At 48.4% G+C, this 23,997-nt stretch carries 17 protein-coding genes; 13 read left to right on the top strand and 4 right to left on the bottom strand.

Going from position 1 to position 23,997, the window contains the following annotated elements; all coding sequences use genetic code 11:
* Window positions 1-5: 5 nt before the first annotated feature.
* From EOV40_RS07165 to EOV40_RS07105, 13 genes are all read left to right on the top strand, one after another.
* Window positions 6-755 carry a tetratricopeptide repeat protein gene (locus EOV40_RS07165; RefSeq protein WP_244296842.1) on the top strand — a complete coding sequence of 250 codons (750 nt, stop codon included), beginning with the start codon at window positions 6-8 and terminating at the stop codon, window positions 753-755.
* A 150-nt stretch (window positions 756-905) separates the two neighbouring features.
* Window positions 906-3,344, top strand: a complete 2,439-nt coding sequence (locus EOV40_RS07160) for a TonB-dependent receptor (protein WP_128105495.1) — start codon at window positions 906-908, stop codon at window positions 3,342-3,344.
* 93 nt (window positions 3,345-3,437) lie between these two features.
* Entirely contained in the window at window positions 3,438-4,127 is a 690-nt protein-coding gene (locus EOV40_RS07155) for a Fe2+-dependent dioxygenase (RefSeq protein WP_128106214.1), read from the top strand.
* A 438-nt stretch (window positions 4,128-4,565) separates the two neighbouring features.
* Entirely contained in the window at window positions 4,566-6,254 is a 1,689-nt protein-coding gene (cydD, locus tag EOV40_RS07150; protein ID WP_128106213.1) for a thiol reductant ABC exporter subunit CydD, read from the top strand.
* The gene (gene cydC / locus EOV40_RS07145; protein WP_128105494.1) at window positions 6,251-7,942 is read left to right on the top strand and encodes a thiol reductant ABC exporter subunit CydC; all 1,692 of its coding nucleotides are present in this window, start codon (window positions 6,251-6,253) and stop codon (window positions 7,940-7,942) included. Before cydD ends, cydC begins: the two co-directional genes overlap by 4 nt.
* A 64-nt stretch (window positions 7,943-8,006) precedes the next feature.
* On the top strand, window positions 8,007-9,620 hold the full coding sequence (locus tag EOV40_RS07140) for a cytochrome ubiquinol oxidase subunit I (protein ID WP_128105493.1): 1,614 nt from the start codon (window positions 8,007-8,009) through the stop codon (window positions 9,618-9,620).
* Window positions 9,621-9,634: 14 nt separating this feature from the next.
* Window positions 9,635-10,774: a cytochrome d ubiquinol oxidase subunit II gene (gene cydB, locus EOV40_RS07135; RefSeq protein WP_128105492.1), complete on the top strand. Its 1,140-nt coding sequence runs from the start codon at window positions 9,635-9,637 to the stop codon at window positions 10,772-10,774.
* Window positions 10,775-10,787: 13 nt separating this feature from the next.
* The gene (locus EOV40_RS07130) at window positions 10,788-10,982 is read left to right on the top strand and encodes a hypothetical protein (protein WP_019087756.1); all 195 of its coding nucleotides are present in this window, start codon (window positions 10,788-10,790) and stop codon (window positions 10,980-10,982) included.
* A gap of 343 nt (window positions 10,983-11,325) precedes the next feature.
* On the top strand, window positions 11,326-12,666 hold the full coding sequence (locus EOV40_RS07125; protein WP_050820009.1) for a PQQ-dependent sugar dehydrogenase: 1,341 nt from the start codon (window positions 11,326-11,328) through the stop codon (window positions 12,664-12,666).
* A gap of 324 nt (window positions 12,667-12,990) precedes the next feature.
* On the top strand, window positions 12,991-13,809 hold the full coding sequence (locus EOV40_RS07120; RefSeq protein WP_128105491.1) for a mechanosensitive ion channel family protein: 819 nt from the start codon (window positions 12,991-12,993) through the stop codon (window positions 13,807-13,809).
* 200 nt (window positions 13,810-14,009) lie between these two features.
* On the top strand, window positions 14,010-16,280 hold the full coding sequence (locus EOV40_RS07115; RefSeq protein WP_128105490.1) for a TonB-dependent receptor: 2,271 nt from the start codon (window positions 14,010-14,012) through the stop codon (window positions 16,278-16,280).
* A 269-nt stretch (window positions 16,281-16,549) separates the two neighbouring features.
* On the top strand, window positions 16,550-17,071 hold the full coding sequence (locus EOV40_RS07110; RefSeq protein ID WP_128106212.1) for a DUF4142 domain-containing protein: 522 nt from the start codon (window positions 16,550-16,552) through the stop codon (window positions 17,069-17,071).
* A 347-nt stretch (window positions 17,072-17,418) separates the two neighbouring features.
* A complete protein-coding gene (locus tag EOV40_RS07105) occupies window positions 17,419-19,029 on the top strand; it encodes a B12-binding domain-containing radical SAM protein (protein ID WP_208729109.1) in 1,611 nt (536 codons plus the stop codon).
* A gap of 21 nt (window positions 19,030-19,050) precedes the next feature.
* On the opposite strand, the gene EOV40_RS07100 is transcribed toward EOV40_RS07105, so the two are convergent.
* Genes EOV40_RS07100 through EOV40_RS15250 form a run of 4 tightly spaced genes read right to left on the bottom strand, consistent with a single transcriptional unit; the run spans window position 19,051 to window position 23,690 of the window.
* The gene (locus tag EOV40_RS07100; RefSeq protein WP_128105489.1) at window positions 19,051-20,676 is read right to left on the bottom strand and encodes a TolC family protein; all 1,626 of its coding nucleotides are present in this window, start codon (window positions 20,674-20,676) and stop codon (window positions 19,051-19,053) included.
* On the bottom strand, window positions 20,673-22,499 hold the full coding sequence (locus EOV40_RS07095) for an FUSC family protein (protein WP_128105488.1): 1,827 nt from the start codon (window positions 22,497-22,499) through the stop codon (window positions 20,673-20,675). The genes EOV40_RS07100 and EOV40_RS07095 overlap by 4 nt, the downstream gene beginning before the upstream one ends.
* On the bottom strand, window positions 22,480-23,556 hold the full coding sequence (gene mdtN, locus EOV40_RS07090) for a multidrug transporter subunit MdtN (protein ID WP_208729107.1): 1,077 nt from the start codon (window positions 23,554-23,556) through the stop codon (window positions 22,480-22,482). Before mdtN ends, EOV40_RS07095 begins: the two co-directional genes overlap by 20 nt.
* Entirely contained in the window at window positions 23,529-23,690 is a 162-nt protein-coding gene (locus EOV40_RS15250; protein ID WP_230844528.1) for a hypothetical protein, read from the bottom strand. The genes mdtN and EOV40_RS15250 overlap by 28 nt, the downstream gene beginning before the upstream one ends.
* Window positions 23,691-23,997: the final 307 nt, after the last annotated feature.

The raw sequence follows: 23,997 nt of genomic DNA, 5'->3' as shown, positions 1-23,997 counted from the left end.
CCGCAATGCATTTTAGAAAGCTCTGGAGAGATGGAAAGGGGAAGAAAGACCTTTCTAAGCCTTTGGAATTACCTGCTGAGATAGAAGCCATTCGCCAAAAAGCGTTGCGAGGGCATCATTTAGAACAGGTTATATGGGGCAAAATCCTTTTAGACAGCGTATATGTACCTTCAGATCCTGCAGCTGCTATCACATGGTTTCGTATGGCTGCGCAGGCGGGGTATGGGCCAGCACATAATATGCTGGGGCGTTGCTATTATTTTGGCTGGGGCTGCCCTCAAGATTATCAGCAAGCTATTGTGCATTATACCTTAGCTGCAAAATTAAATGATAACTGGGGGCGCTATAATCTTGCAATCATGACAATGCGGGGTATCGGCATGCAGCAAGATCTTTTATCAGCGTTTGCTCTTTTTCAAATGGGAACTCAAGCTGGTCACGCAAAATCTATGAACATTTTGGCGCGATTTTACGAAGAGGGGTGGTGTGTGCCTCAAGACAAGAAAAAAGCGCTTATGTTGTATAAGGAGTCAGCGCAAAAGGGTGATTATCGAGGCCAACATAATTATGCAGTATGGCTGGCTGAGCAGGGGCGTATTGAAGAGGCTATGGTATGGTGGCATCAAGCCGTACCGCAGGCCACATTAGATGTTTTGCTTGCAATGCAAGATATTATGCAAAAATTAAAAAATAACGCAGTAAATAATTTAAAATATGCTGTAGAACGAGAAATAAAATCAAAAAAATATAAATAATTATTATTCCAATAGTGTTTATTTATATAAACAAAAACATATCTGCAACGAAGCAAAACAATAAAAAATATTTTAAAATACGCGGAATTGCGAATCATTTGCGATAAAAGCTATATGCAACTGATTCGCATTAATGTTTTGTAAAGTCTCATGACAAACTCATCTTCATCTCGGCAGATACCTACGTCTTCTTTCATGTTTGGTTTGGCTATGGGGTGGAGTACACTCTCATTGCTAACGGTGGATGCATACGCTGCAACGGCTACAACAGAGGGGCAATCTCTTAAAAATCAGAAAGCTCCAGAGGTCATAGATGCTTCATCCAAGGCAACGCTTGCGACATCAGGGAAGAAAGGGCCGCATTCTGCAAAACAGGAAGATGGGTCTGAGGCAGAAGAATGGGTGGTTACCGCATCCCCCATGAACACACTTCGGACACCTATGGGCATTAGCCGAATGCCGCATGATGCTTTGCATACTCCACAAACCATTAATGTGGTGCCGCAAATTCTTATGCAGCAGCAGAACGTTAAATCTTTGGATGAGGCCCTTAAAAATGTTCCCGGCATTACGGCGTCTGTTGGGGAAGGTGAAGGGGGAATGGCGGGAGATCAATTCCTGATCCGAGGATTTGCCGCCCAGAATGATATTTATGAAAATGGCTTGCGCGATTTTGGTGTGTATACGCGCGATAGTTTCGATTATGAAAATGTGGCCGTTATTAAAGGGCCATCTTCACAAGTGTTCGGTAATGGCACCACAGGTGGTGCTATCAACATTACAACTAAAACGCCTACATTGAAAAATCATATTCGTGCGTCTTTTTCTGGCGGAAGTGGGCAGTATTATCGTGGAACACTGGATTTTAACCGTATGCTTACGGATAGCATTGGTATCCGTATTACCGGGATGGGGAATGAAAATAATACTGTCGGGCGCGATTACGTTTATTCCCACAGATGGGGTATTGCGCCATCCATAACATTTGGTATGGGTAAAAAAGTTTCCTATACTTTAGAATACTTCCACCAAACAGATAATCGCATTCCAGATTATGGTGTGCCGGTGTTGAAAAAGCCGGGGGCTGCTTATGGTAAGCCGGCCACGGAATATGGTGTAAAACGCACCAATTGGTATGGCACCACGTTTGATCAAGATAATTCCAGTGTGGATATGCTGACAGGACGTTTGAAGTGGGAGGCCTCTCCTTACGTTACTGTGTATAATGATACGCGTGGGGGACTTTATAGCCGATATTTTTCTGCTTCGCAGGAAGGTTGTACCAGCAACCAGCTTTCCTATAATGCAAGTGGGTATCTACAAAACGGAGCAGCCTATAATTGTAATACCGATTTTTTTGGTGGGAACGCAGCTGCTGCCAAGCTTTCCAGAACAGGGGGTGTGTTTGGGCCAAACCCGTATCAGCAAAATGATTGGTCTGTGCAAAATGTCCTTTCTGCAGTTGCCAAGTTTGATACAGGCAGCGTGAAGCATGAAATGATTGGCGGCGTAGATATCATGCATGTTTATGATCGCCGTGAAAATTTTGCCTACAATAATGCTGTTGCGCGCCAATATGTAAATCTTCTGGACCCGTCTCCGGTTGTGTCAGGGTTGAATGTTGTAGATGGCTCATCCATGCCCGGCGGATTGGTGAACACAGCTACTGCAGGGCAGAAAAAGTGGAAAACGGGTGATGCAACAGATGTAGGGGCTTTCTTTTCAGAACAGGCCCAGCTTGCCCCGTGGTTTTCTGTGCGTGCTGGTTTTCGGTGGGATCACTGGGATACACATTACAGCATGACCGGTGGAAGCTATGCCAAGCCAGACGTGCATATGGGCCAGACGCAGGATACGTTTAACCCTAACGTGAGCCTGATGTACACACCTAATGACCATGGGATGATCTATTTCAATTGGTCGGAATCAACAACGCCACTTGGCCTGTATGTGACAAACAGTTCTGAGCCGTTGAACCTCAAGGATCAAGGCTCCAAGCCTGAACGTAGCCGACTTTATGAGTTGGGGGCTAAATATTCAGCTTTCCATGATCGTATTGGTTTTGCGGCCTCTGTTTTCCGTTTGGAAAAGGGCAATTCCATTCAAACAGATCCAAGTTCAGGCACAGTTACACCAACCAGCGATACACAGCGCAACCAAGGTGTGGAGCTGAGCGTATCTGGCATGATTATGAAAAATTGGAACGTGATTGCCACTTACGCACGGTATGACAGCAAAACACTTTCTGGTACAGCAACCGATGTTGGCAAGCAGGTGCAGTATGTGCCCAGAAACCAGGCAACAGTTTGGACGACATATGAGATTGCCCCCTCCAAGCCCTACAATTTTCTTGTGGGTGGCGGGATGACATGGCGGGAAGGTGTGTTTCTTGATAACGCCAATACAGCACGCGTTCCTGCAAACGTAGAGTTTGATGCAGTTGTTTCTCATCGTTTCGATCAGCATTGGAAAGTTACGATGAATGGTTACAACCTTGCCAATCGTCTAAATTATGGAAACCTGTTCAGTAACCGTGTTACGCCATCTATTGGGCGTGCCTTTTTATTCAATTTGGCAGCGGATTATTGATTGATCTTGTGTCGGAAATAAAGGAAGGGGGCGCGTAAGAGATGCTCTTTCCTTTATGGATATAAGTATAGAATATTAGAAAAGTTTTTGATGATGTTTTTGTGTATTCCATCTGTTCTGACTGCTGATGAGCTTGCCTATTGCCGGATGAAGTTGGAAGCAGCAGAATGGACAGATGGGCGGGAAACCGCAGGGGCACAATCTGCCAAAAGTAAGAACAACTTACAGCTTCCCCGTAACTCAGAAACCTGTTTGGAATTGGGGGAGCTAGTTTTGCGCGCTTTGGGCCGGAATGCCTCGTTTAATAGTGCTGTTCTGCCGTATAAAGTTACGCCCCCTTTATTTAATAGGTATGAAGGGGGCATGCAATTTGGTGCTCATGTGGATAATGCGATCCGCGGTGTTTTTGCGGGTGGCATTCACACGCGTATTCGCACGGATGTTTCCTCAACATTGTTTTTTTCTGAACCAGAAGAATATGATGGGGGCGAACTTGTTATCCATACTAACGGCACGCAGCAATCAGTTAAGCTGGCTGCTGGTGATATGGTCGTATATCCCACTACGGTATTGCATAGCGTTGCGCCAGTTACACGTGGCAAAAGATTGGCTGCATTTTTTTGGTCACAATCTATGATTGCAGAAGAAAGCCGTCGGCAAATTATGTTTGATCTGGATGTGCAAATTATATCCTTGCGCGAAAGATTGGGGGATACAGACCGAACTGTATTGGCGCTTACAAATACCTATCATAATTTAATGCGCCAATGGTGCATTCTGTAAATAAGAAAATATAGTTATCATCCTCAATAAATATTTTTATATAGAAAACATAAAATATATTGAGCGTGTAATTCTATTCTTGAGAAAGATTTTGCTTCCGGCCATCTGATCATAAGTCAGATGGCTTTTTTCTTGGCCGTCAATAATGGCTGTATTGCAGTAGTTGATTCATCGTGACCTCATCATGTTGCGCGTTTTGCTTGTATGACCATGCTGCCGCACACTTTTTCTGCCTTCAAAATAGTTAATAAAAATATGTAAGTTAATGGAGAGGATATCTCCATTCGAGAGAGATTTTTCTTAGTAAAAAGGCATATTTCAAAAAACCTCCTTCTTTCCCTACCTTGACATAAATAAATACATAATTACATAAACAATGAATAAAGGCGGTGCCCTTATCATTCCCCGTTCCTTTGTGGGGGTGAGGGGGCAGTGAGTGTGAAAGTGATGATGCAATCTTCGAGCAACAAAACCCTTGTGGGCTTTACGCGGCGCATAAGCCTTTGGCTTGGTGTATCCGTGCTGCTTGGTGGAGTTGCTGCTGTATTATTGGTCTTACAACTTACTGTTTTTGCACAAATTGTTGCAGATCTAGCTTTTAGGCATCACGCGTTGGAGGCTGAAGTTCCAGCCTTAGGGTGGCTGGTAATTTTGCTGGTTGGGCGTGCGCTCTTGCAATGGGGGGCTGATATTGTTGCTGCCCAAGGCAGCCTGCGTCTTATCTCCAAATTGCGGAATGAACTGCTACAGCATCTGTTTCATGTCGGGCCTGTAGGGATGGCCAACTACACAACAGGGGAAACAGTTACGGTGCTGGATGCCGGGCTAGAAGGGTTGGAACCCTATTTTGCCCAGTATATTCCACGCGCCGCCATGATGGTGGTGTTGCCGTTTATGATATTGGCCACTGTTTTGCATCTGGATGGCTGGAGCTTCTTAATTCTGGCCTGCACCGGGCCGCTTATTCCTGTTTTTATGGCGCTGGTTGGGTATCGGGCTCAGGCTATTATGGACCGACAGTGGACCCAACTTCTGCTGCTAGGTTCATCCTTTCTGGATGCATTGCAGGGGATGACGAGCCTGCGGCTGTTTGGTCGTGCAAAGGATGCTGTTGCCGCGGTGGCAGGTATGGCAGATGAATATCGCTGTACAACCATGTCCGTCATGAAAGTGGCATTTCTTACCTCGGCAGTGCTGGAGTTTTTTGCCAGCCTGTCCATTGCGCTTGTAGCCGTTGTGTTCGGTGCACGCTTGCTGGAGGGGAAAGCAGATTTTCAGTCTGCTTTTTTAGTGCTGCTTTTGGCGCCAGAGTATTTTATGCCGCTGCGGGCTTTTTCTGCCAGTTATCATGCACGCCAAAATGCAACTGCAGCTATGGCCGGGATCAGCAAACTTTTTGCACTTCCAGCAGGAGTTGTAGATCATACTCAGCAGCCAATGATAGAGCCACTTCTATCTGTAAACTGTGAGAATATATCAGCAAAGTATGAAGAAAACAGACCCGTTTTGTCTCGTGTAAACTGTACATTCAATCGTGGCACAGTTAGCTTGATAACAGGGGAAAGTGGCGCAGGTAAAACAACGCTGGTGCGCCTTCTGCTTGGCCTATTATCGCCTGTTGCTGGGCGTATTGTTGCAAAAGATGTTCATGGCCAAATACATACGCATTGGCAATCTTGCATTGGTTGGGTGCCACAGCGGCCTTGCCTTATACATGGCACAGTGGCGGAAAACCTACGTCTGGCAAACCCACAAGCAGATGTTGAATGCCTTCGTAACGTTGCGCGGCAAGCTGATGCATTGTCGTTTATCGAAGCTCTGCCTCAGGGGTTTGATACCCCCATAGGAGAGCGTGGGGTATGTCTGTCTGGCGGGCAGGTGCAGCGTTTGGCGCTGGCACGTGTGTTGTTGCGGGACCCGCAAGTTCTCATTCTGGATGAGCCCACAGCTCATCTTGATCCCGAAACTGAGCAACGTGTTGCTGCCGCCATCGCGCGTGTTGCACTTGATCGTATTGTTATTGTGATCGCTCATCGTGGGGCAATCATCAATCACGCACGGCAAGTGTTGCGGGTGCATAAGGGGCAGGTTTTTAGCGGCCCACATATGTTGGAGCACGCAGCATGACACCGTTTTTACGCCTTGCCGTGCTGATAAAGCCTATTCGGCGCGAAATGCTGATAGGGCTTGTGCTGGCAGTATTTGCATCTCTGGCTAATTTTGGGCTGCTGTTTTTGTCCGGCTGGCTTTTGGCTGCTGCGGCAATAGCGGGCCTTGGCGGAATTGTAGCACAAAATGCCTTTAACATCTTCTTGCCAGCAGTAGGTGTCAGGTTTTTTGCCACTGTGCGTATTCTTGCGCGGTATCTGGAACGTGTGGTGACGCATGATGCCACGCTACGGTTTATTGGGCAGGTGCGTGCGTGGAGTTTTGAGAGGCTTGCACCTCAGGCTCCTGCCGTTCTAGCTCGGCAACGTAGTGGGGATATGCTGTTCCGCTTTGTGTCTGATACAGACCGGATGGGGCAGGTTTACCTGGAAGTTATGCTGCCTTTTGCCGCGGCTGCTATCTGCTGCGTAGTATATGTGACTGTAACAGGCCTATTTTCTTTTTCAGCAGCTTTGGTTTTGGCTGCAAGTCTGTTGCTGTGCGGAACTATTATTCCACTAGCAACAGCCAAGCTTTCAGCAAAAGCGACCGCGCAGATCAGCGTTCAGCAAGATATTATGCATGCAGATATGGCGGAAATCTTACAAGGTATGGGCGAATTCATGTTTCTTGGCGCTGCAAACAGCGTGCAAAAACATATTGCAGACCAGCAAACCAATATTCGCTTATGCCGCCAAAGGATTTTGCTGCTTCAAGGTGGGGCGCGTTGTCTCAGCACGGTTATTGGCACGTTAAGCGCGGTGGCAATGTTGGCTCTTGCTACGCATGCTTATCATGCAGGCACGCTTTCCGCAGCGTGTTTGCCTATGTTGGCATTGAGCGGGCTTGCTGCATTTGATGTAGTGGGGCCTTTACCGGCAGCGTGGCAATTGCTTGGGCATGTGCGAGTGGCTGCACGCCGCGTATTTGCTGTATGTGATCAGCCTCCATGTGTGCCTGTACCTGCTGTAATAGCCTCGCCAGTTCAAGCATTGGATTTGTGTTTTTGTAACTTGGGAATGCGTTACCCAGAAGCAAAACACTGGGCGCTACGGCACGCCAACCTGTTGATCCGGCAAGGAGAGCATGTTGCTCTGGTTGGGCCATCAGGGGCAGGCAAAAGTACGCTGATAAATCTGCTGTTCCGTTTTTATGATTATCAGAAAGGAACAGCCAGTTTTGGTAACGTTGATCTGAAAAACGTCGATGCTGATATCATGGCGCAGCACATTGGCGTGGTGGCGCAGGATTATCACCTGTTTCAGGGCAGTATCCGGCGTAACCTGATGATTGCCAACCCCAACGCCACAGAGGAAAAAATGTGGCGGGCATTACAGATAGCGCAGCTGGCAAAGTTTACACACGCTGAGCCAGCAGGTCTGGATACCTTGATTGGAGAAGGAGGTGTTCGCCTTTCTGGCGGGCAGGCACGGCGGTTGGTTATAGCGCAGGTTGTGCTGCGAGCACCAGCCTGGATCATTCTGGATGAGCCGACCGAAGGTCTGGATGCGCAGACGGAGCAGGAGCTTATGGCCGCCTTGCTTGCTGCTCTACCGCCGCAAACAACCATAATGTGCATTACCCATAATCCTGCAGTGGCCGGATTGATGGACCGTATCGTGCGCGTTGAAGAAGGCCGGTTTCATGAGGCCGGGAGAGCGCCATGATCCGACGATGACCTGACCCACCCAAAACCCTTATTTGCTTTTACCGTAATCAGGAGATCTGACGGTGGAATTTATTGATCCCAATGTCGTCGATCTGTCGCGCTTTCAATTTGCGTTGACGGCATTGTACCACTTCATGTTTGTGCCGCTTACCCTTGGCCTTACATTCATGCTGGCAGCTATGGAGACGGTTTACGTCGTTACCGGCCGGCAGATTTATAAAGATATGGCGCAGTTTTGGGGCAAACTGTTCGGTATCAACTTTGCCATTGGGGTTGCAACCGGCATCACAATGGAATTTGAGTTTGGCACCAACTGGTCCATGTATTCTCACTTCTTTGGGGATATGTTTGGCACGCCCTTGGCTATTGAAGGCCTGATGGCCTTTTTTATGGAATCTACCTTTGTAGGTCTCATGTTTTTTGGGTGGGATCGGCTAAGCAAGCAGGCACACCTAGCCGTTACTTATCTGGTAGCCCTAGGCTCCAATTTGTCAGCCCTGTGGATACTGATTGCCAATGCCGGGATGAATGTGCCCGAAGGTGCGCATTTTGATCCAGAAACCATGCGCATGCAGTTTGAAAGCTTTGTAAATCTGGTTTTCAACCCAGATGCACAGGCCAAGTTTGTACATACATCTGTTGCGGGTTACGTTTCTGCGGCAATGTTTGTAATGGGGATTAGTGCTTTTTATCTTTTGCGCGGCCAGCACCGGCAGTTTGCAGCGCGTTCATTCCGTATGGCGGCATTGTTTGGCATTATCTCCACCGTGGCAGTTATCACGCTGGGAGATGTGCTGGGGCGGTTGGATTATGAAAAGCAGCCGACCAAAATTGCGGCAATTGAAGGCCTTTGGCATACCAGTAAACCACCGTTTGAGCCGTGGATTTTGGCCGCGCTGCCAGATGATGCCAAGCAGGAAAACCATTTTGAAGTAGGTGTGCCGCTTGTACTTACCCCGCTGATTACCCATACGTTTGATCAGCCTATTACCGGTATGCATGAACTGGAAGATGCTGCCGGACCGCGTATTCGTTCGGGTATTGAGGCTGTAAGCGCCTTGCGCCGCTATGGTGTAACGCATAGCGATGCAGATCTTGCTCTGTTTACGCAGCATGAGCAGGATATGGGGTATGGCCTGTTGGCAGCCCGACACGCGCCCAATCAGGATGTTACGAATATTCCTGAAAATCAGATTGATACTGTGGTGAAAGCAACCCAGCCCGATATTCTCCCCAACGTGTTTGTTACATTCTGGTCTTTTCGGTTTATGGTGTTTCTCTCCCTATGGTTCTTCGCGCTGTTTGCTATCTCTGCATATATCAGTCTAAAGCGTCGTCTGGAGCATAACAAACTTCTTCTAAAACTGTGTATGTGGTCTATCCCTTTGCCAATTTTGGCAACAGAGTTTGGGTGGATTACGGCTGAAGCAGGCCGTCAACCGTGGACAGTATTTGGCTGGCTGCCAACATTCCTGTCTGCCTCAAGCCACGGTGTGTCTTACATGGTGTTTTCGCTTATCGGGTTTGTGCTGCTTTACAGTGTGTTTATTGCCGCAGAACTTTACCTCATGTTCAAGTTTGCGCGTCTGGGGCCAGAACACGACAGTATGGAACCCCATGCTCAGCATGCTGCTCCCAAACCGTCTGCCTTTGACATGCACTCCACGGCCTCCTGACAGGACACGGTGATATGGAACTTTACGCGATACTGAAAATAGTCTGGGCCGTTATGCTGGGTGTGCTGTTTATCGGCCTTGGCACCATGGTGGGCATGGATATGGGGGTTGGCACATTATTGCGCTTTGTAGGGCGCAATGATGCCGAACGCCGTACAGCACTTAACATTATTGGCCCGCATTGGGATGGCAACCAGGTGTGGTTCATTTTGGGAGGAGGGGCAATTTTTGCCGCTTTTCCCACACTCTACGGTACATCGTTCTCGGTTTTTTACGTGGTCATGATCACGCTGCTGTTCAGCATGATCTTACGTCCAGTCGCGTTTGAATATCGTTCCAAGGCAGATAGCAGACTATGGCGCGCAAGCTGGGATTGGGTGTTTCTTGTTTCGGGCTTTGTGCCGATGTTTATCTACGGTGCAGCCTTTGGGAATATTCTGGAAGGGGTAGGATATCATTTTGGATGGACGGGGCAGTATTATCAGGATGAATCCTTCCTGTCTTATCTGCTCAACCCCTTTGCCATTCTGTGTGGCCTTATGTCCGTTAGCCTGAGCATTTATCAGGGTGGGGCTATGCTGATGCTGCGGGCCGATAACCCAATTTGGGCGCGTGCTCGGCATTACGCCATTGCCGGAGGTATATTTGCGGCCATCCTGTTTGTGGCTGGTGGCGTGTGGATGCAGTTTTTGCCCGGATTTGTCATGCAGGCTCCGGTTAATCCTGCCATGCTAGCAAACCCGCTACATGGGCAATCAGTCGCCATAGTTGCTGGTGGGTGGATGCATAATTTCCATAATCATCCTGCCTTGTGGGCGCTGCCTGTTGTGGGGGTGGTTTGTATGTTGGCAGGTTCTGCCATGCTGGCGGCTGGCCGCACTGTAGTGGCCTGGTGGTTGGGGCTGGGTGCATGGGCAGGCACCATCATGACTGTTGGCTGCGCCATGTTTCCATTCCTTATGCCATCCTCCACCGTGCCAGATCAAAGTCTGACGGTATGGAACAGCACGGCAAGTGAATATGGCTTGGGCTGTATGTTGGCTGTGGCCGCCATTTTTGTGCCGATTATTCTATCCTACACTTCGTGGTGTTATTACGTCATGCGCGGGAAGGTTCATACCGCTGATGTCGTAAACGATACCCATAGCTACTGATTGTGAGGTCGTGATGACAAAGCTTTTGCGTCTGGCCGGTCTGGCGGTTGTTCTTGTGGTTTCCCTACTGTTTGCCGTGTTTGTGGGGGACCAGGGGCCTTGGTATTTTGCGTGGGTGATCGGCACGGTCATGATCATTCTGATTTCTGGGGCAGGGGCTATTATGCTGGATGCTCAATCCAACCTTTCATCCGATGAGGAAATCTGACCATGATGGGTGATCTCGAACGGATTATTTTCTTTATTCCCGTTGTGTATATGGGGCTTTACCTTATTGCTTATCGGTGCGGACGGCGCTGGTTCCCATAATAAAAAGGCGCCACCCCAACATATGTGGGTGGCGCCATTATTGGGTGCAGCAGGTAATATAAGTGGCAGATAGTGGAACCTGCCAAGATGTTCGGATGTTACACAGGCACTACGCATTGACCAGACGATCATGCTGTTGTGCTTAAGCTTGTTCTGTTCTTGTTTTTTCTTTCAAGGAATGGAGCAAAGGTTTCCTTGTTGGGTGCATGATCTTGGTCGTAACATAGAACCGAGAGAATGTTATGAAAACATGGGTGTACTGGGGTAGCGTTGGCGTGCTGAGCCTTGCGGTTATCAGTGCTGCTGGGTGGAAACTTTTATTGCATCCAGAAGCAGCAGTGCTGCCCGTTGCCGCCGGGTTTGGTCCTAGTCCTGATCTTCCAAAACCCAACCATACCTTGTTCCCAACGGTTAATATTGCAACGCCTATTGGGTGGTCGGGCACGCAGGCTCCATCACCCGCACAGGGGCTGGCTGTTACGGCTTATGCAAAAAACCTGAACCACCCGCGATGGCTCTATAAATTGCCCAACGGTGATATTCTGGTGGCCGAGAGCAACTCCCCCAAAACAGATGTTAAAACTGTTAAAAGCCGTATTGCCGGATTTGTTATGGGCAAAGCAGGGGCGGGGGATGCCAGCCCCAACCGGATTATTCTGCTGCGTGATACATCAGGGAACGGAACTGTAGATACGCGCACGGTTTTTCTGGATCATCTTTATTCTCCGTTTGGGATGGCTCTGATAGGGAATGATCTCTATGTGGCCAATGCCAATGAGATTTTGCGTTTTACTTATCATGATGGCGATACGCAGATTAATACGCCGGGTACCAAAGTGGTGGACCTACCTGCAGGATATAACCATCATTGGACTAAAAACTTGCTTGCCAGCCCAGATGGCAGCTTTCTGTACGTAACTATCGGATCCAATAGCAATGTTGCCGATAACGGTATGGAGGTTGAAGAAGGGCGGGCGCGGATAGACAAACTTGACCTGTCCACAGGAAAGCTCACCCCATATGCAACCGGCCTGCGTAACCCCAATGGCTTGGCTTTTGAACCAGATAGCGGTGCCCTATGGGTAGCGGTAAATGAGCGGGATGAAATAGGCAGTGACCTTGTGCCCGATTACATTACCGCCGTGAAGGAAGGGGCGTTTTATGGTTGGCCGTATAGCTATTACGGCCAGCATGTTGATAGCCGTGTTTCACCTCAGCGTCCCGATCTTGTGGCTCAAGCTGTTGTGCCTGATTACGCGGTTGGGGCGCATACGGCATCCATCGGGATTGCGTTTTCTCATGATGCCATCCAACTTCCTGATGCTTGGCGACATGGGTTGTTTGTGGCGCAACATGGATCATGGAACCGTAGGCCTAAAAGTGGCTACAAAGTTATCTATGTGCCGTTTGCCGATGGTCAGCCAGCAGGAATGCCTATTGATGTTCTGACGGGCTTTTTAACATCTGATGAAGCACATGTGCATGGGCGGCCGGTAGGCTTGGCACTTGATCGTTCAGGAGCACTGTTGGTTGCTGATGATGTTGGCAATGTTGTATGGCGTGTGACAGGGCAGAACCCATAGTGCCCATTGCCTTGAAATGTGATCCTTGCATTTTGGATAATAAAATACGGATCACAGTTGTGTGATTTTGGTGCCGAACAGGTGCATATGCTTTCAATATCATGAAGGTATATGCACAGAGTGATGGCACTGTGTGCCGCAGAAGCCGGCCTCACGCCCGGACGCCTCAGTGCGGTGGCGATGTGTGGTTAACCAATTCACAACAATATGTATAAATTTTAGTCAGGCCATAATGATGACGGATAGCCGTGACATATCCTACCATGTCAGGAAGGTGCGGGCGCTACATGCTGCCGTGTAGCAACCGCGAAATATGATTTAGGGATGATTATGGAAAATCAGGTTCATTCAATTTGGGCGCAATTAAGCGGGCTATTGCCTGTATTGTTAGGGTATGTAAGCCAGTTTGTTCTGGCATTGATTGTTCTTTTTGTAGGCTGGAAAGTTGTTAACGCTGTAACGCGGGCAATGGGCCGGATGATGACCGCCAGCCATATAGAGCCTACATTACGTGGTTTTCTGCTTAGCGTTGTGGGGCTGTTCTTAAAAGCTCTTTTGCTTATTAGCGTTGCCTCCATGGTAGGTATTGCAACCACATCCTTTGTTGCGGTGTTGGGTGCAGCAGGCTTGGCTGTTGGTATGGCGCTACAGGGTAGCCTTGCAAACTTTGCTGGCGGTGTTTTGATTCTGCTGTTCCGTCCTTTCAAGGTGGGGGATTCCATTACTGCAGGTGGCAGTTCAGGCACGGTGACATCCATTGAGATGTTTCGCACTGTACTGCTGGATGCAAACCACGAAATTATTTATGTTCCCAACGGAACACTCTCAAACAACATTGTTATTAACAGCTCGGAATCTGACAGGCTTTTGGGCTCAGTTAGCTTACTGATTGATTACAATGATGATCTTGATAAAGCACGCGCATTGTTGCTGGGGCTGACAGAACAGGATCCGCTGGTTTTGAAAGATCCGGCTGCTTCGGTTTCCTTTTTACCCAAACCCGCAAATATTCAGGTCACTTTGGGATTCTGGTGTGCGCCGGGGGATGTTTCATCTCTCGTGGCAAAGTATTCCGAGGATTCAATCAAGGTGCTTCAGCGGGAAGGTTATCGTTTGGGGGTAACTGCGCGGCCAGCCGCATAATACACGCTATTCTTGCTTGGCGCTCAATAAGAGCCATCAATTTTGGCAAGGGGGTAGGCATTGTCCTACCCCTTTTTTGATTCAGTTAGAGTTTGAGAGCCTTGCGGAAGACCCAACAAAAACTCATGGAAGTACGTACTTGCAATTTATTCTTAGTTGCTTAATAAGGCGCGGGCCGTTCCCATGCAGTGAGCCTTGCCATGAGTTTTCGTGTGTTTTGTTTGCATACGCTTTGTGTTTCCAGCCTGCTTGCAGGTGTTGGAGAAGGCGTTTTCTTTTCTAATTACGTGCGAGCAGAAGATGTAGCATCGTCACAGAAGGCTGTTCGTGCGCCACTTGCAGCTAAAAAACAGCCAAATACAGATCAGGCAAAAAAGGCGGAGCAGGGGCAAAACAAACAGACACCAGTTGCAGCCAAGCAGGAGGATCTGGTTGTTAAGGCATCGCGTAATAACCGTATGTATGTCACCAACGGAGGGGATCTAGGGGCATTAGGGCATAAAAAGGGGTTAGATGTTCCGTTTAATATACGGAGCTATAATTCCAGCCTTATTCTGAATCAGCAGTCCCAAACGCTTGGAGATGTTCTGCTGAATGACCCAACTGTTCGTACAACAATGGGGTATGGTAATTACGCTCAGCTTTTCCAGATACGTGGCTTTACCCTGTATGGCGATGATATTGCGATTGATGGCTTGTATGGTGTAACGCCACGCCAGCTTGTTTCACCACAACTCTATGATTCAGTTCAGGTTCTTAACGGTGCCAGCGCGTTTTTGAATGGTGCTGCGCCGGGCGGATCTGCCATTGGCGGCAATGTCAATCTTATTCCCAAACGCGCAGCTTCTACCGATATCACGCGTGTAACAGGTGATTATACAAGCAGCGGGCAGGGTGGTGGCGCTTTTGATCTTAGCCGCCGTTTTGGCAAAGACCGTGCTTATGGTTTCCGCTTCAATGCCGCAGGCATGGATGGCGAAACACCCATCAAGGGGGAACGGCATGATGATATTGCCCTTGGCGGTTCCTTTGATTGGCATAATGATGATACGCGCATCAATATGAACATGAACTACCAGAAACAGCAGGTTTTTGGTGGACGCAGTGCCATTATTGTTTCCAGTCTTGCAACGGATATGCCTACGCCCAAGGCAACATCTCCATCAAAAAATTGGGGACAGCGCTGGGCTTATACAGATTTGTCCTACCTGTTCGGCACGTTGAATATTGAACATGACTTTGGTGAGCATATTACCACCTACGCAAAATTTGGCGCCCAGAGTGGGAACGAAATGGGTAATTATGCCACAACCACGCTTACCAATTCTCGTACAGGAGATGGATCTGTGGGGGCCATGGCAGATGCTTATAATGTGATGAACGAGGCAACGCAGGCGGGTGTGCGTGCGCATGTCAACACAGGTTTTATCAAGCACGAAATCAATGCGGGTGGTTCTGCAATTTGGGAAGAATCAGATGCAGCCTATGCCATGAGCTTGGTAGGGGAATCTGGAAACATTTATCATCCCACCCAGTTTACGCCCAATGAAACATATGCCGGAGGGAGCCTGCGCAACCCGGGACGCGTTTCATGGAATAAGCTCTATAGTTTGTTTCTGTCAGATACGATGACTTTCTGGCACGATCGTATCGCTTTGACAGGAGGCTTTCGTTATCAGGATATCCTGTCAGATTCCTATAATTACGGAAGTGGTAGCCTACTTTCGCATTATAATTCTTCAGCCTTTTCGCCTGTTATTGGCCTTGTTGTGCACCCGGTTAAGAATTTTGCGTTGTATTTCAACCGTATTCAGGGGCTTTCTGCAGGCACGACTGTTGGTTCCACCTACGTAAATGCGGGGCAAACCTTTGCGCCGTATCAGAGCACGCAGTACGAGGTAGGTGCAAAGTATGACGTGGGCCGTTTTTCTGCTGGTGTTGCATTTTTCCAGACATCCATGCCGTATGGCATGACAGAACCCTACGGAGATACGGGTGAATCTATCTATACCCAAAGTGGTAAGCAGAGAAACCGGGGTATGGAGCTGACATTCAACGGAGAAATCCTACGCGGTTTACGGTTTAATGGAGGTCTCACGCTGATTGATGCCAAGCAGGTGCATACAGCGGGTGGGGAATATAATGGCAAGACCGTTATTGGTGTTCCAAATTATACAATTAACGGCAATCTGGAATACGATGTCCCCTTCGTAAAAGGGCTAACGCTTGTTGGTCGTGTGGTCAGTACTGGCAAGCAGCAGTTTAATAACGTTAATTCAGCACATTTGCCTGCATGGTCCCGGTTTGATCTGGGGGCGCGTTATACCTTTTTGGTGCATAACAAACCTCTTACGGCACGGTTTGAAGTCGATAACGTTGGAAACCAACGCTATTGGGCCTCTGTTTATCAGAGCGATCTGGTTATGGGTGACCCGGAAACATTTAAGTTTTCAGTAAGCGCTGATCTCTGATACAGCCATATTAGAAGATGCTATTGTTTAGAGCCGGATGTCGCTTTGTCGCATCCGGCTTTTTGATATGTGCATGAGGCCAAGATTTTCTTTTGAGAAACAAAGTTTCCAAATTTTTAAAAGTTATTTTGTAAATAAAAATTATTTAAAGAGAAAATTGTTCTTTGATGGTGTGAAACCTTTAGTAAAGGGTGCCGTTCAACACAGTGCGCACTGTGCGGATTTATCTTTTCTGTAAGAAAATCACCGCTTCCAAAAGGACAATACTAATGAAAAAAATGTACTTTCTTGTTGCGGCTTTGTGTGTTGCTGCGCCAGCGCTTGCTGAATCTTTACCAGAACGGACAGGCATCAATTCTGTTATGGGCATAGCACCTAAAACAGATGATTTTATTCAGGCTGTTGTATGGAGTGATCTTTTTGAGATTCAATCCAGTCAACAAGCACTTTCAGAGCCTTCTCTTAAAGATTTTGCATCTAAAATGATAGAAGATCACCACAAAACTTCGGCGGAGCTGAAGCAGATTGTGAGCGATAACAACATGAACAATACGCTGCCAGTTGATGTGGATGAATCGAGCCAAAAAAAGCTTGATACGCTCCATGGTCTGCATGGTGAAAGTTTTGTGCGGCAGTACCGGGAAGATCAGATAACAGCGCATGAAAATGCTCTCTCGCTTTTCCAGCGTTACGCAAAGAATGGGGATAATCCTGCCCTGAAAAAATGGGCTGCCAGTACCGTGCCAACGCTTGAAGAGCATCTGAGATTGGCAAAGAATCTGCCCCAATAAAACTGCCTTGATGATCTAAGCTGTAGAGCGCGAGCGTTCACGGCGGGAAATATCCTGCCAAGGTAATGCGCACCTTGGTATGTCATTTTCTTCTGGAACAGTGATTGATTTGCAATACATGCGCTCTTGAGCGTATAAGCAGCATTCACTCAGATGAAAGGTCGTGTAACGACCTTTTGCTGGCTCTTGCCGCTCTCTGCTCTCAGAACGACGCCCATATGGAAGGTGTCCAGAGCACTTCACCCTCCATAGGAAACCCAAGCCCTGCAGGGGGCTGTGCGCCGTCGAAGAGAGCGAGATATCGTCCACTTTGATTGTGATCAGCTGTTCAATCAAAGGATATCTCTGTGACGACCGATAGCTGCAAGGTCTTGATGATCTTCCCTCTTTTTAACGCCAATTCATTCTGGAATTATAAAGAAGCCTGTGATCTGGCTGGGGCACGTTATCCGGCAGCTCCCCTTGGTTTGATTACGGTTGCAGCGCTGCTTCCCAAAAACTGGGAGGTGAGGTTGGTGAACCGGAATACCGAGCTTTTGACCGATGATGATTTCGCTTGGGCGGATATGGTCATGACCGGCGGAATGCTTCCCCAAAGAAATGATGCCCTACGCATTATAGAAATGTGCCGTGCCAGCAATAAGCCTGTGGTGGTTGGAGGCCCAGATGTTACCTCCAGCCCAGATCTGTATAGCGCAGCAAATTTTCAGGTGCTGGGTGAAGCGGAAGAAATCATGATTGATTTCATAACAGCTTGGCGTAGGGGAGATACGCAGGGCGTCTTTAAGGCTCCTATGGGCAAAACAGACGTTACCAAAAGCCCTTTGCCGCGCTTTGATCTGTTAAAGCTGGACCAGTACCTGCATGTAGGTATTCAGTTCTCACGCGGGTGCCCGTTTAGCTGCGAGTTCTGCGATATTATTGAGCTGTATGGGCGTGTGCCGCGGACCAAAACAAACGCGCAGGTTCTTGCTGAACTGGATGCTTTATATGCTCTTGGTTATCGGGGGCATGTGGATTTTGTTGATGATAATCTGATTGGCAATAAAAAAGCGCTCAAGAAATTTTTGCCGGACTTGAAACTCTGGCAGAATAAAAAGAAATTTCCGTTTGAGTTTTCAACCGAAGCATCCATCAATCTTGCAGATGATACGGATTTGCTGCGCGGTCTGGCAGAGACAAATTTCTTTGCTGTATTTATCGGGATAGAAAGCCCCGATACAGATACGTTGGTGATGACGCAGAAAAAGCAGAATACCCGACGCAGCCTGCAAGAAAGCATTACCAAAATTCATGAAGCCGGCATTTTTGTAAATGCTGGTTTTATTGTTGGCTTTGATAGCGAAAAAGGCAGTGTTGCAGCAGGGATGGTGGACTGTATTGAAGATACAGCCATTCCGGTTTGCATGGTTGGGTTACTATATGCTCTGCCAACAACACAGCTTACACGGCGTCTGCTGGCAGAGGGGCGGCTATTTTCTGGGGGCGAGCAGACGCAATCTGGGGATCAGTGCACGGCGGGGCTGAATTTTGAAACAAACCGGCCTCGCCGCGATGTATTGAATGATTACAGAACCGTGCTGGCAGAAATTTATAATCCGGTTGCATATTTTGGTCGTGTCCGCAGAATGGGACGGATGCTTAAGCGTGAGCGTGCCCATAAAATGATACGGGGTGATTTGCGCAGCTTTATCCGATTGCTTTTCCGTATTCATCGTGCAGGCCCCGGAACAGCCAAACAGTTCTGGCGTATGATGCTTGATTGTGGCCTGCACAACCCCAAGGCAATACCTTATGTGGTTATGACGAGCGCACTTTATTTGCATCTCGGCCCATTTTCACGGCAGGTAGTGCGTGAAATTGATAGGGAAATTAAGGATGTAGATGAAGGGCGTTGGCATGCCCCAGCAGTAAAGGTTGCAGCAGTGCAGGCCGCAGAACTGGAACCTGCTGCATAACTTGGCGGATACAGAAAGAGTTTAATAAGGCTGATATTCTGGCGTGGTGTGGTCAAGCGCCCCGGTGCCGAATGCCAGCCCAGCTGCTGCAATAAGTGTGGCATAATAGGCATCGGAATGGCTGAGTGTTGCATCTACCAAGCCATTTTCAGCTAGAGACGTTTGTACAATAGACCCAACACCATTGCGGTAGGCAGCATATGCGGCATCAAAAGCTGTTTGTGCGGCTGTTTCAAGTTTGCCGGAGGATGCATAAGCGGCCAAGCTTGTGTGTAGGGCATTTTCTGCTACCACAATTTGTTTAACGGATGAATCAACCGTTTTCTGTAAAGCTGCGTTGGCACTATCAGCTTGATCCTGTGCCTGTTTAAGTTGTGCAGCCCGCATACCACCATCAAAAATTGGCACGGAAACGCCACCAAGAATAACACTGCTGAGCGAATTGGAAGAGAGGTTGAGGGTGGGAGAGGAATCACTCCCTACGCCCGGTACAGAAGAAAGTGCCAAGTGGCCGGTTGTATAGGCCACGTTTCCGGTTACAAAAATCTTTGGCAGAAATTCGCTTTTAGCAGCAGCAACCTGGCTTCTAGCGGCTTTTGCATGGGCATACGCTGCAAGAACATCTGCGCGCCGAGAAACAGCTTGTTGAATAAAGGCATCACTCAGGCGCGTATCATCCAATGCCAAAGGTCTGCCAGATATATTCTCTGTTTCAAAATGAGTGCGGGGCGAAATGCCGATAGCGTTAACAAGTTCCAGATACGTGTTTTCAACATCGCCTTGTGCCTGAACAAGACGGAGTTCTGTTTGGGCCGTAGCCTGTTGGGCTTGTGTAACATCTACAATAGTGCCTTGCCCATGTTTAAGGCGCGCTTGCGCGGCTTCCTGCACGCGTTTGGCGTTTTCTAGTGCTTTTTCCAGAAAATGCACGCGGGATACGGCTGCCGCATGTGTATAGAAAGCGATCGTCACACTATAGATAATTTTCTGATGTTCTGCGGTAAATAGAATATTCGCGCCAATCTGGGCTTGTTGAACGGCAGCAAGAACTGCCTCTCGCTTGCCAAAATCAAAAAGCAACCATTCCAAACCTAATGTTTGAATTTCCCCGGCACCTGAGCGCGAATTACGCATGCCCCCAATAAGGTTATTAAAATTGGTAACCCCACCATTAAATATTTCTCCCGCAGCACCTCCATTGCTGATGCTGGGAGTATCACCATTATTGCGTGCACGGTTATAACCGCCGACGACTGTTGCAGTAAGGCGCGGAAGATACGTGCTTTTGGCTATGCCTACGGCCAATGCGGCATCTCGTGCAGTATCCCATGCCCGGCGTGTATCGGGGTTGGTGGATTGGGCAATGTCAATCAATTCTGCCAGACTGTAAGCGTGTCCTGCCTGTGTTGTTATGGCGGCATCAGCCGGGCGTATTTCAATCTGCTTGTTGGACGGCAGCGTATAGCCTGGTGGCAGAACCAGGCCGTGGGCATTTGCACGCCCGGGTTTGATTTCACCATTAGCAGAAAGATTTGGTTCCCATGGTGCGTTTGGCTGGGAAGGGGCTGTTTCCAGTTCCTGCGTTGCACATCCACAAAGCATCATAACCGCACAACAAGCAACAAGACGGAAAGGATTATGGGTCATTGTGCGTTGTGTTCCAGTTGTTCGATATATGCGGTGGTGTGCGCTGGGGTATCTTCCAGCAAGGTGGTAGCTAAATGATCAGCCTGGATCAATGTGCTATGCCACGTAGCCAATTGGTGCTGGAGTTGCTGTGTGCTTGCGCCCGGATTGACTGGTTCCGTCTGAGTGTATTCCAGCGTCAGTTTTGCGGCATCCAATGCGCTTTGAGCTTGCGCAAACAGGGCCTCGCGTTGCTGAATCGTGGGAGCCTGTTCCTGTTTGCGTAAAAGTTGGAAAATAGCTTTCAGCTTTGCTGGCACCAGATTACGGGCACTTGCGGGCCAGAAACTGGTGAAAATGGCGTAAGTAATAAAATTACCAATCATGATCCCGACAATGCGGTCTCTCGCTGTTGTCATATCACTTGTAGGGCCATAGCCGTTCAGATCGGTCAGATAGAAAGCCAGACCAATCTGAAATCCTGCATAGGCGATCCGCTGATTACCCGCTTTGACCCAAGCCGCCAGAAGTGACACGCCAAAAACAAGCACCAGAAAGCCGGTTATGCCATCAAGGTGCGGCATAACCCAAATAATACTTAAAATACCAATCACTCCACCAATAAGAGCACCGGTAATACGAAGTGTTAATTTAGATATCATCTCACCCGTAGTGGGGAGTGCGACAATAAAACATGTGATGATACAGGTGTGAATGCCTGGCCAATCTAGCATTTTGAATAAAAGATAACTGCTCATAACCGCGGCAGTACCTTTTACGGCAAAGCGAATATGATCAGGATTACTAAATGCATCAGGCGCGAAAAAACCTGATTTCTCTTCAGATTTTTTGGAGTCCTCTGTTATCGGTGTGGTGAAGGTTGGTAGAAGGGAGGCCAAGTTGCGTAGCGTTACGTTTTTTTCTGGGTTTGCAGGAGGAGTAATACTGGTAGGATAATCTCCTTGAGCAAAGATTGTCACCATTTCAGTAAGCGTGCCCAGCAACTCAGCAGACGCGGTTGCACCTGAGCGTGCGGCGTTGCATGAAAGAGCCAAAACGGCAACGCTGGCATTTGCGGCTTGTTGTAGGCAGGCCAGATCCTGCGGTGACCAGATTTTTTCCAGCTTGGCCATTTTGACATTGCGCATCATCTCAGAAGCCCCTGTGTTTAGAAGGGTGCTTGCATGATCAAGCAATGCGGGATCCGGGTTTTGTAATAAGGAAATGGAAAGCTTAAGGCGTTCCGTTATACCTTCTGTCAGGAGTGTTTTGGGGGAAGGGCAGATAAATAGCCCAAGCACAACCATGACTGCACCCGGCACAGCCAGAAAAAGGTCTGCGTACAGCACGGCGCGGGTTACAATTTCCCCTACGGGAACCTGATCAATGGCAATAAGGGCGTAAACGATAATCAGCCCAAGCATATAGGCCACAGGCTTGAGTTTGCTGGCTGACCCCAGAAAGAAAAACCCAAAAGAGAGCAGCGCAATAACAATAATCAGCCAAAGTGGATGATCCAGCGTAAGCCGGATAAGCCCGTAAACAAAGGCCAATAGAAAAAGAATAATGATGTTAAGGCCAATAGCAGCCACAGCATTGGTAACGCGGTCTTTCTGCCACAATGCCATGGTAACAAGGGCTGGCACGGCCAGATCAGGCACTTGCCATACTTCTCCAACCAACACCGTGGCTGTGCACCCTGCAGCCATACGCAAAGCATACCCAAGGCGACCGGGTGCTGGGTTGCACACTAACGCCCATATGCGTGAGAGTGTGAGTTTAGGAGAATTATTCCTATCTTGCTCACCTTGCTCGGGGGAGAGGTCAGTGGCAGGCGGCACCATACCGGATCTCTACATTAGCAGTGGCTCCCATGCGTAACAGTTCAGGCCGTATATCATCTATCTTGATACGCACAGGAAAACGCTGGGCAACATGCACCCAATCCATCTGCCGTGGCACAATAGGGAGTGCGCGCGCAAGAATGGTTGTATCAGCAGACATAATGCCCCAACCAATACTTTCTACATGCCCATGTAACGGCGTATGCCGATCGATCATGGAATAAACCGTGACACAATCGCCTGCATGAATGGAAGAAAGGTGAATTTCACGGATGGGGGCGGTAACGTACCATGCATCATCTGCAATCAGGGTAAACAGCACTTGTGATGGTGCCAGAACCTCACCGGGCTTTACTTGTAAGCTGGTAACGTATCCATCAGCAGGGGCGGTTACAGTTGTCTGGCGGAGTTCATAGCGCGCATGATCCAGTGCGGCCAGACTTGCTGCTTGTGCCGCCAGAGAGCTTTTAAGGTCACCCACCGCCATATCTGCGGCAACAGATTGTTGGTGAGCCTGCGCCAATGAAACTTCAGCGTTATGCAGTGCTACCCGTGCCTGATCGTATTCTTGCCATGGAATATAGGCTTTTCCGGCTAGGGGTTTCAGGCGTTCTGTTGTGCGGGCAGCAAGATCGCGGTTTGTTTGGGCGCGGGTAATCTGGTCCGTAGCTACGGCAGCATTGGCGGTTTTAACACCAACAAGTCGCTTCTGGTTGTCTACTTCAGCATTTGCCAGTTCCAGATTGGCTTCGGCTTGCCTTACGGTTAGCATGTAAGGTTCCGGGTCCAGACGGTACAATACATCGCCTTTGTGCACATGCTGGTTAACGTGAACCCGCAGGTCAATCAGGCGTCCACCCACGGTGGAGGCTACATGCACCAGTTCGGCATCAATGCTTGCACTGTCGGAACTTGGATAACTATTGCTTTTATGGGCAACAACAATACCGCATAGGCTTGCCGCTCCAATACAGGTAACTGCAATAAGAATACCTAAGGGCTTCTTGCCTGAAATACGCACGTGTTGCATTAACCTGGCCCAAATACAAATACCCATAATGCCAAGGCAGCCAGAACACCCAAAGCAACATAGGTAAAAAGACGAAAGCTCAAAAGAGCATCAATTCCGGTTAGGAGGAAAATAACGCGCAAGGTTAGTGCGACCGCAATACCCGTTATTCCGCACACCATCCAAGCAGGAAAATAAGCACCAACGATAGGGAAGGAAGGTGCCCCCCGAAATGTACACCCGCTAACCAGAGGAACGAGTAAAACAGAGAGGAACCTATGGGAGGGTCTGGGTATCATGCGGGCAAGAAGACTTTTCTGTGATCAGTGTTCGGTGTTTTTCGGTTAGCATGTTTCCAGTGAAAGAATAGGCAGAAAAACAGATTCACTTTCAAAACCACCCAAACTTAACGATGTTAAAATGGGGGAAGTGCGAAATAAATGTCAAGCATCAAAACATTTATGCCATGTGCGTAATCGGCATTTACCG

This window comes from Acetobacter oryzoeni (assembly GCF_004014775.2).
Taxonomy (GTDB): Bacteria; Pseudomonadota; Alphaproteobacteria; order Acetobacterales; family Acetobacteraceae; genus Acetobacter; species Acetobacter oryzoeni.
The sequence above is the reverse complement of the archived record's forward strand: the minus strand, read 5'-3'. Positions and strand labels throughout refer to the sequence as shown.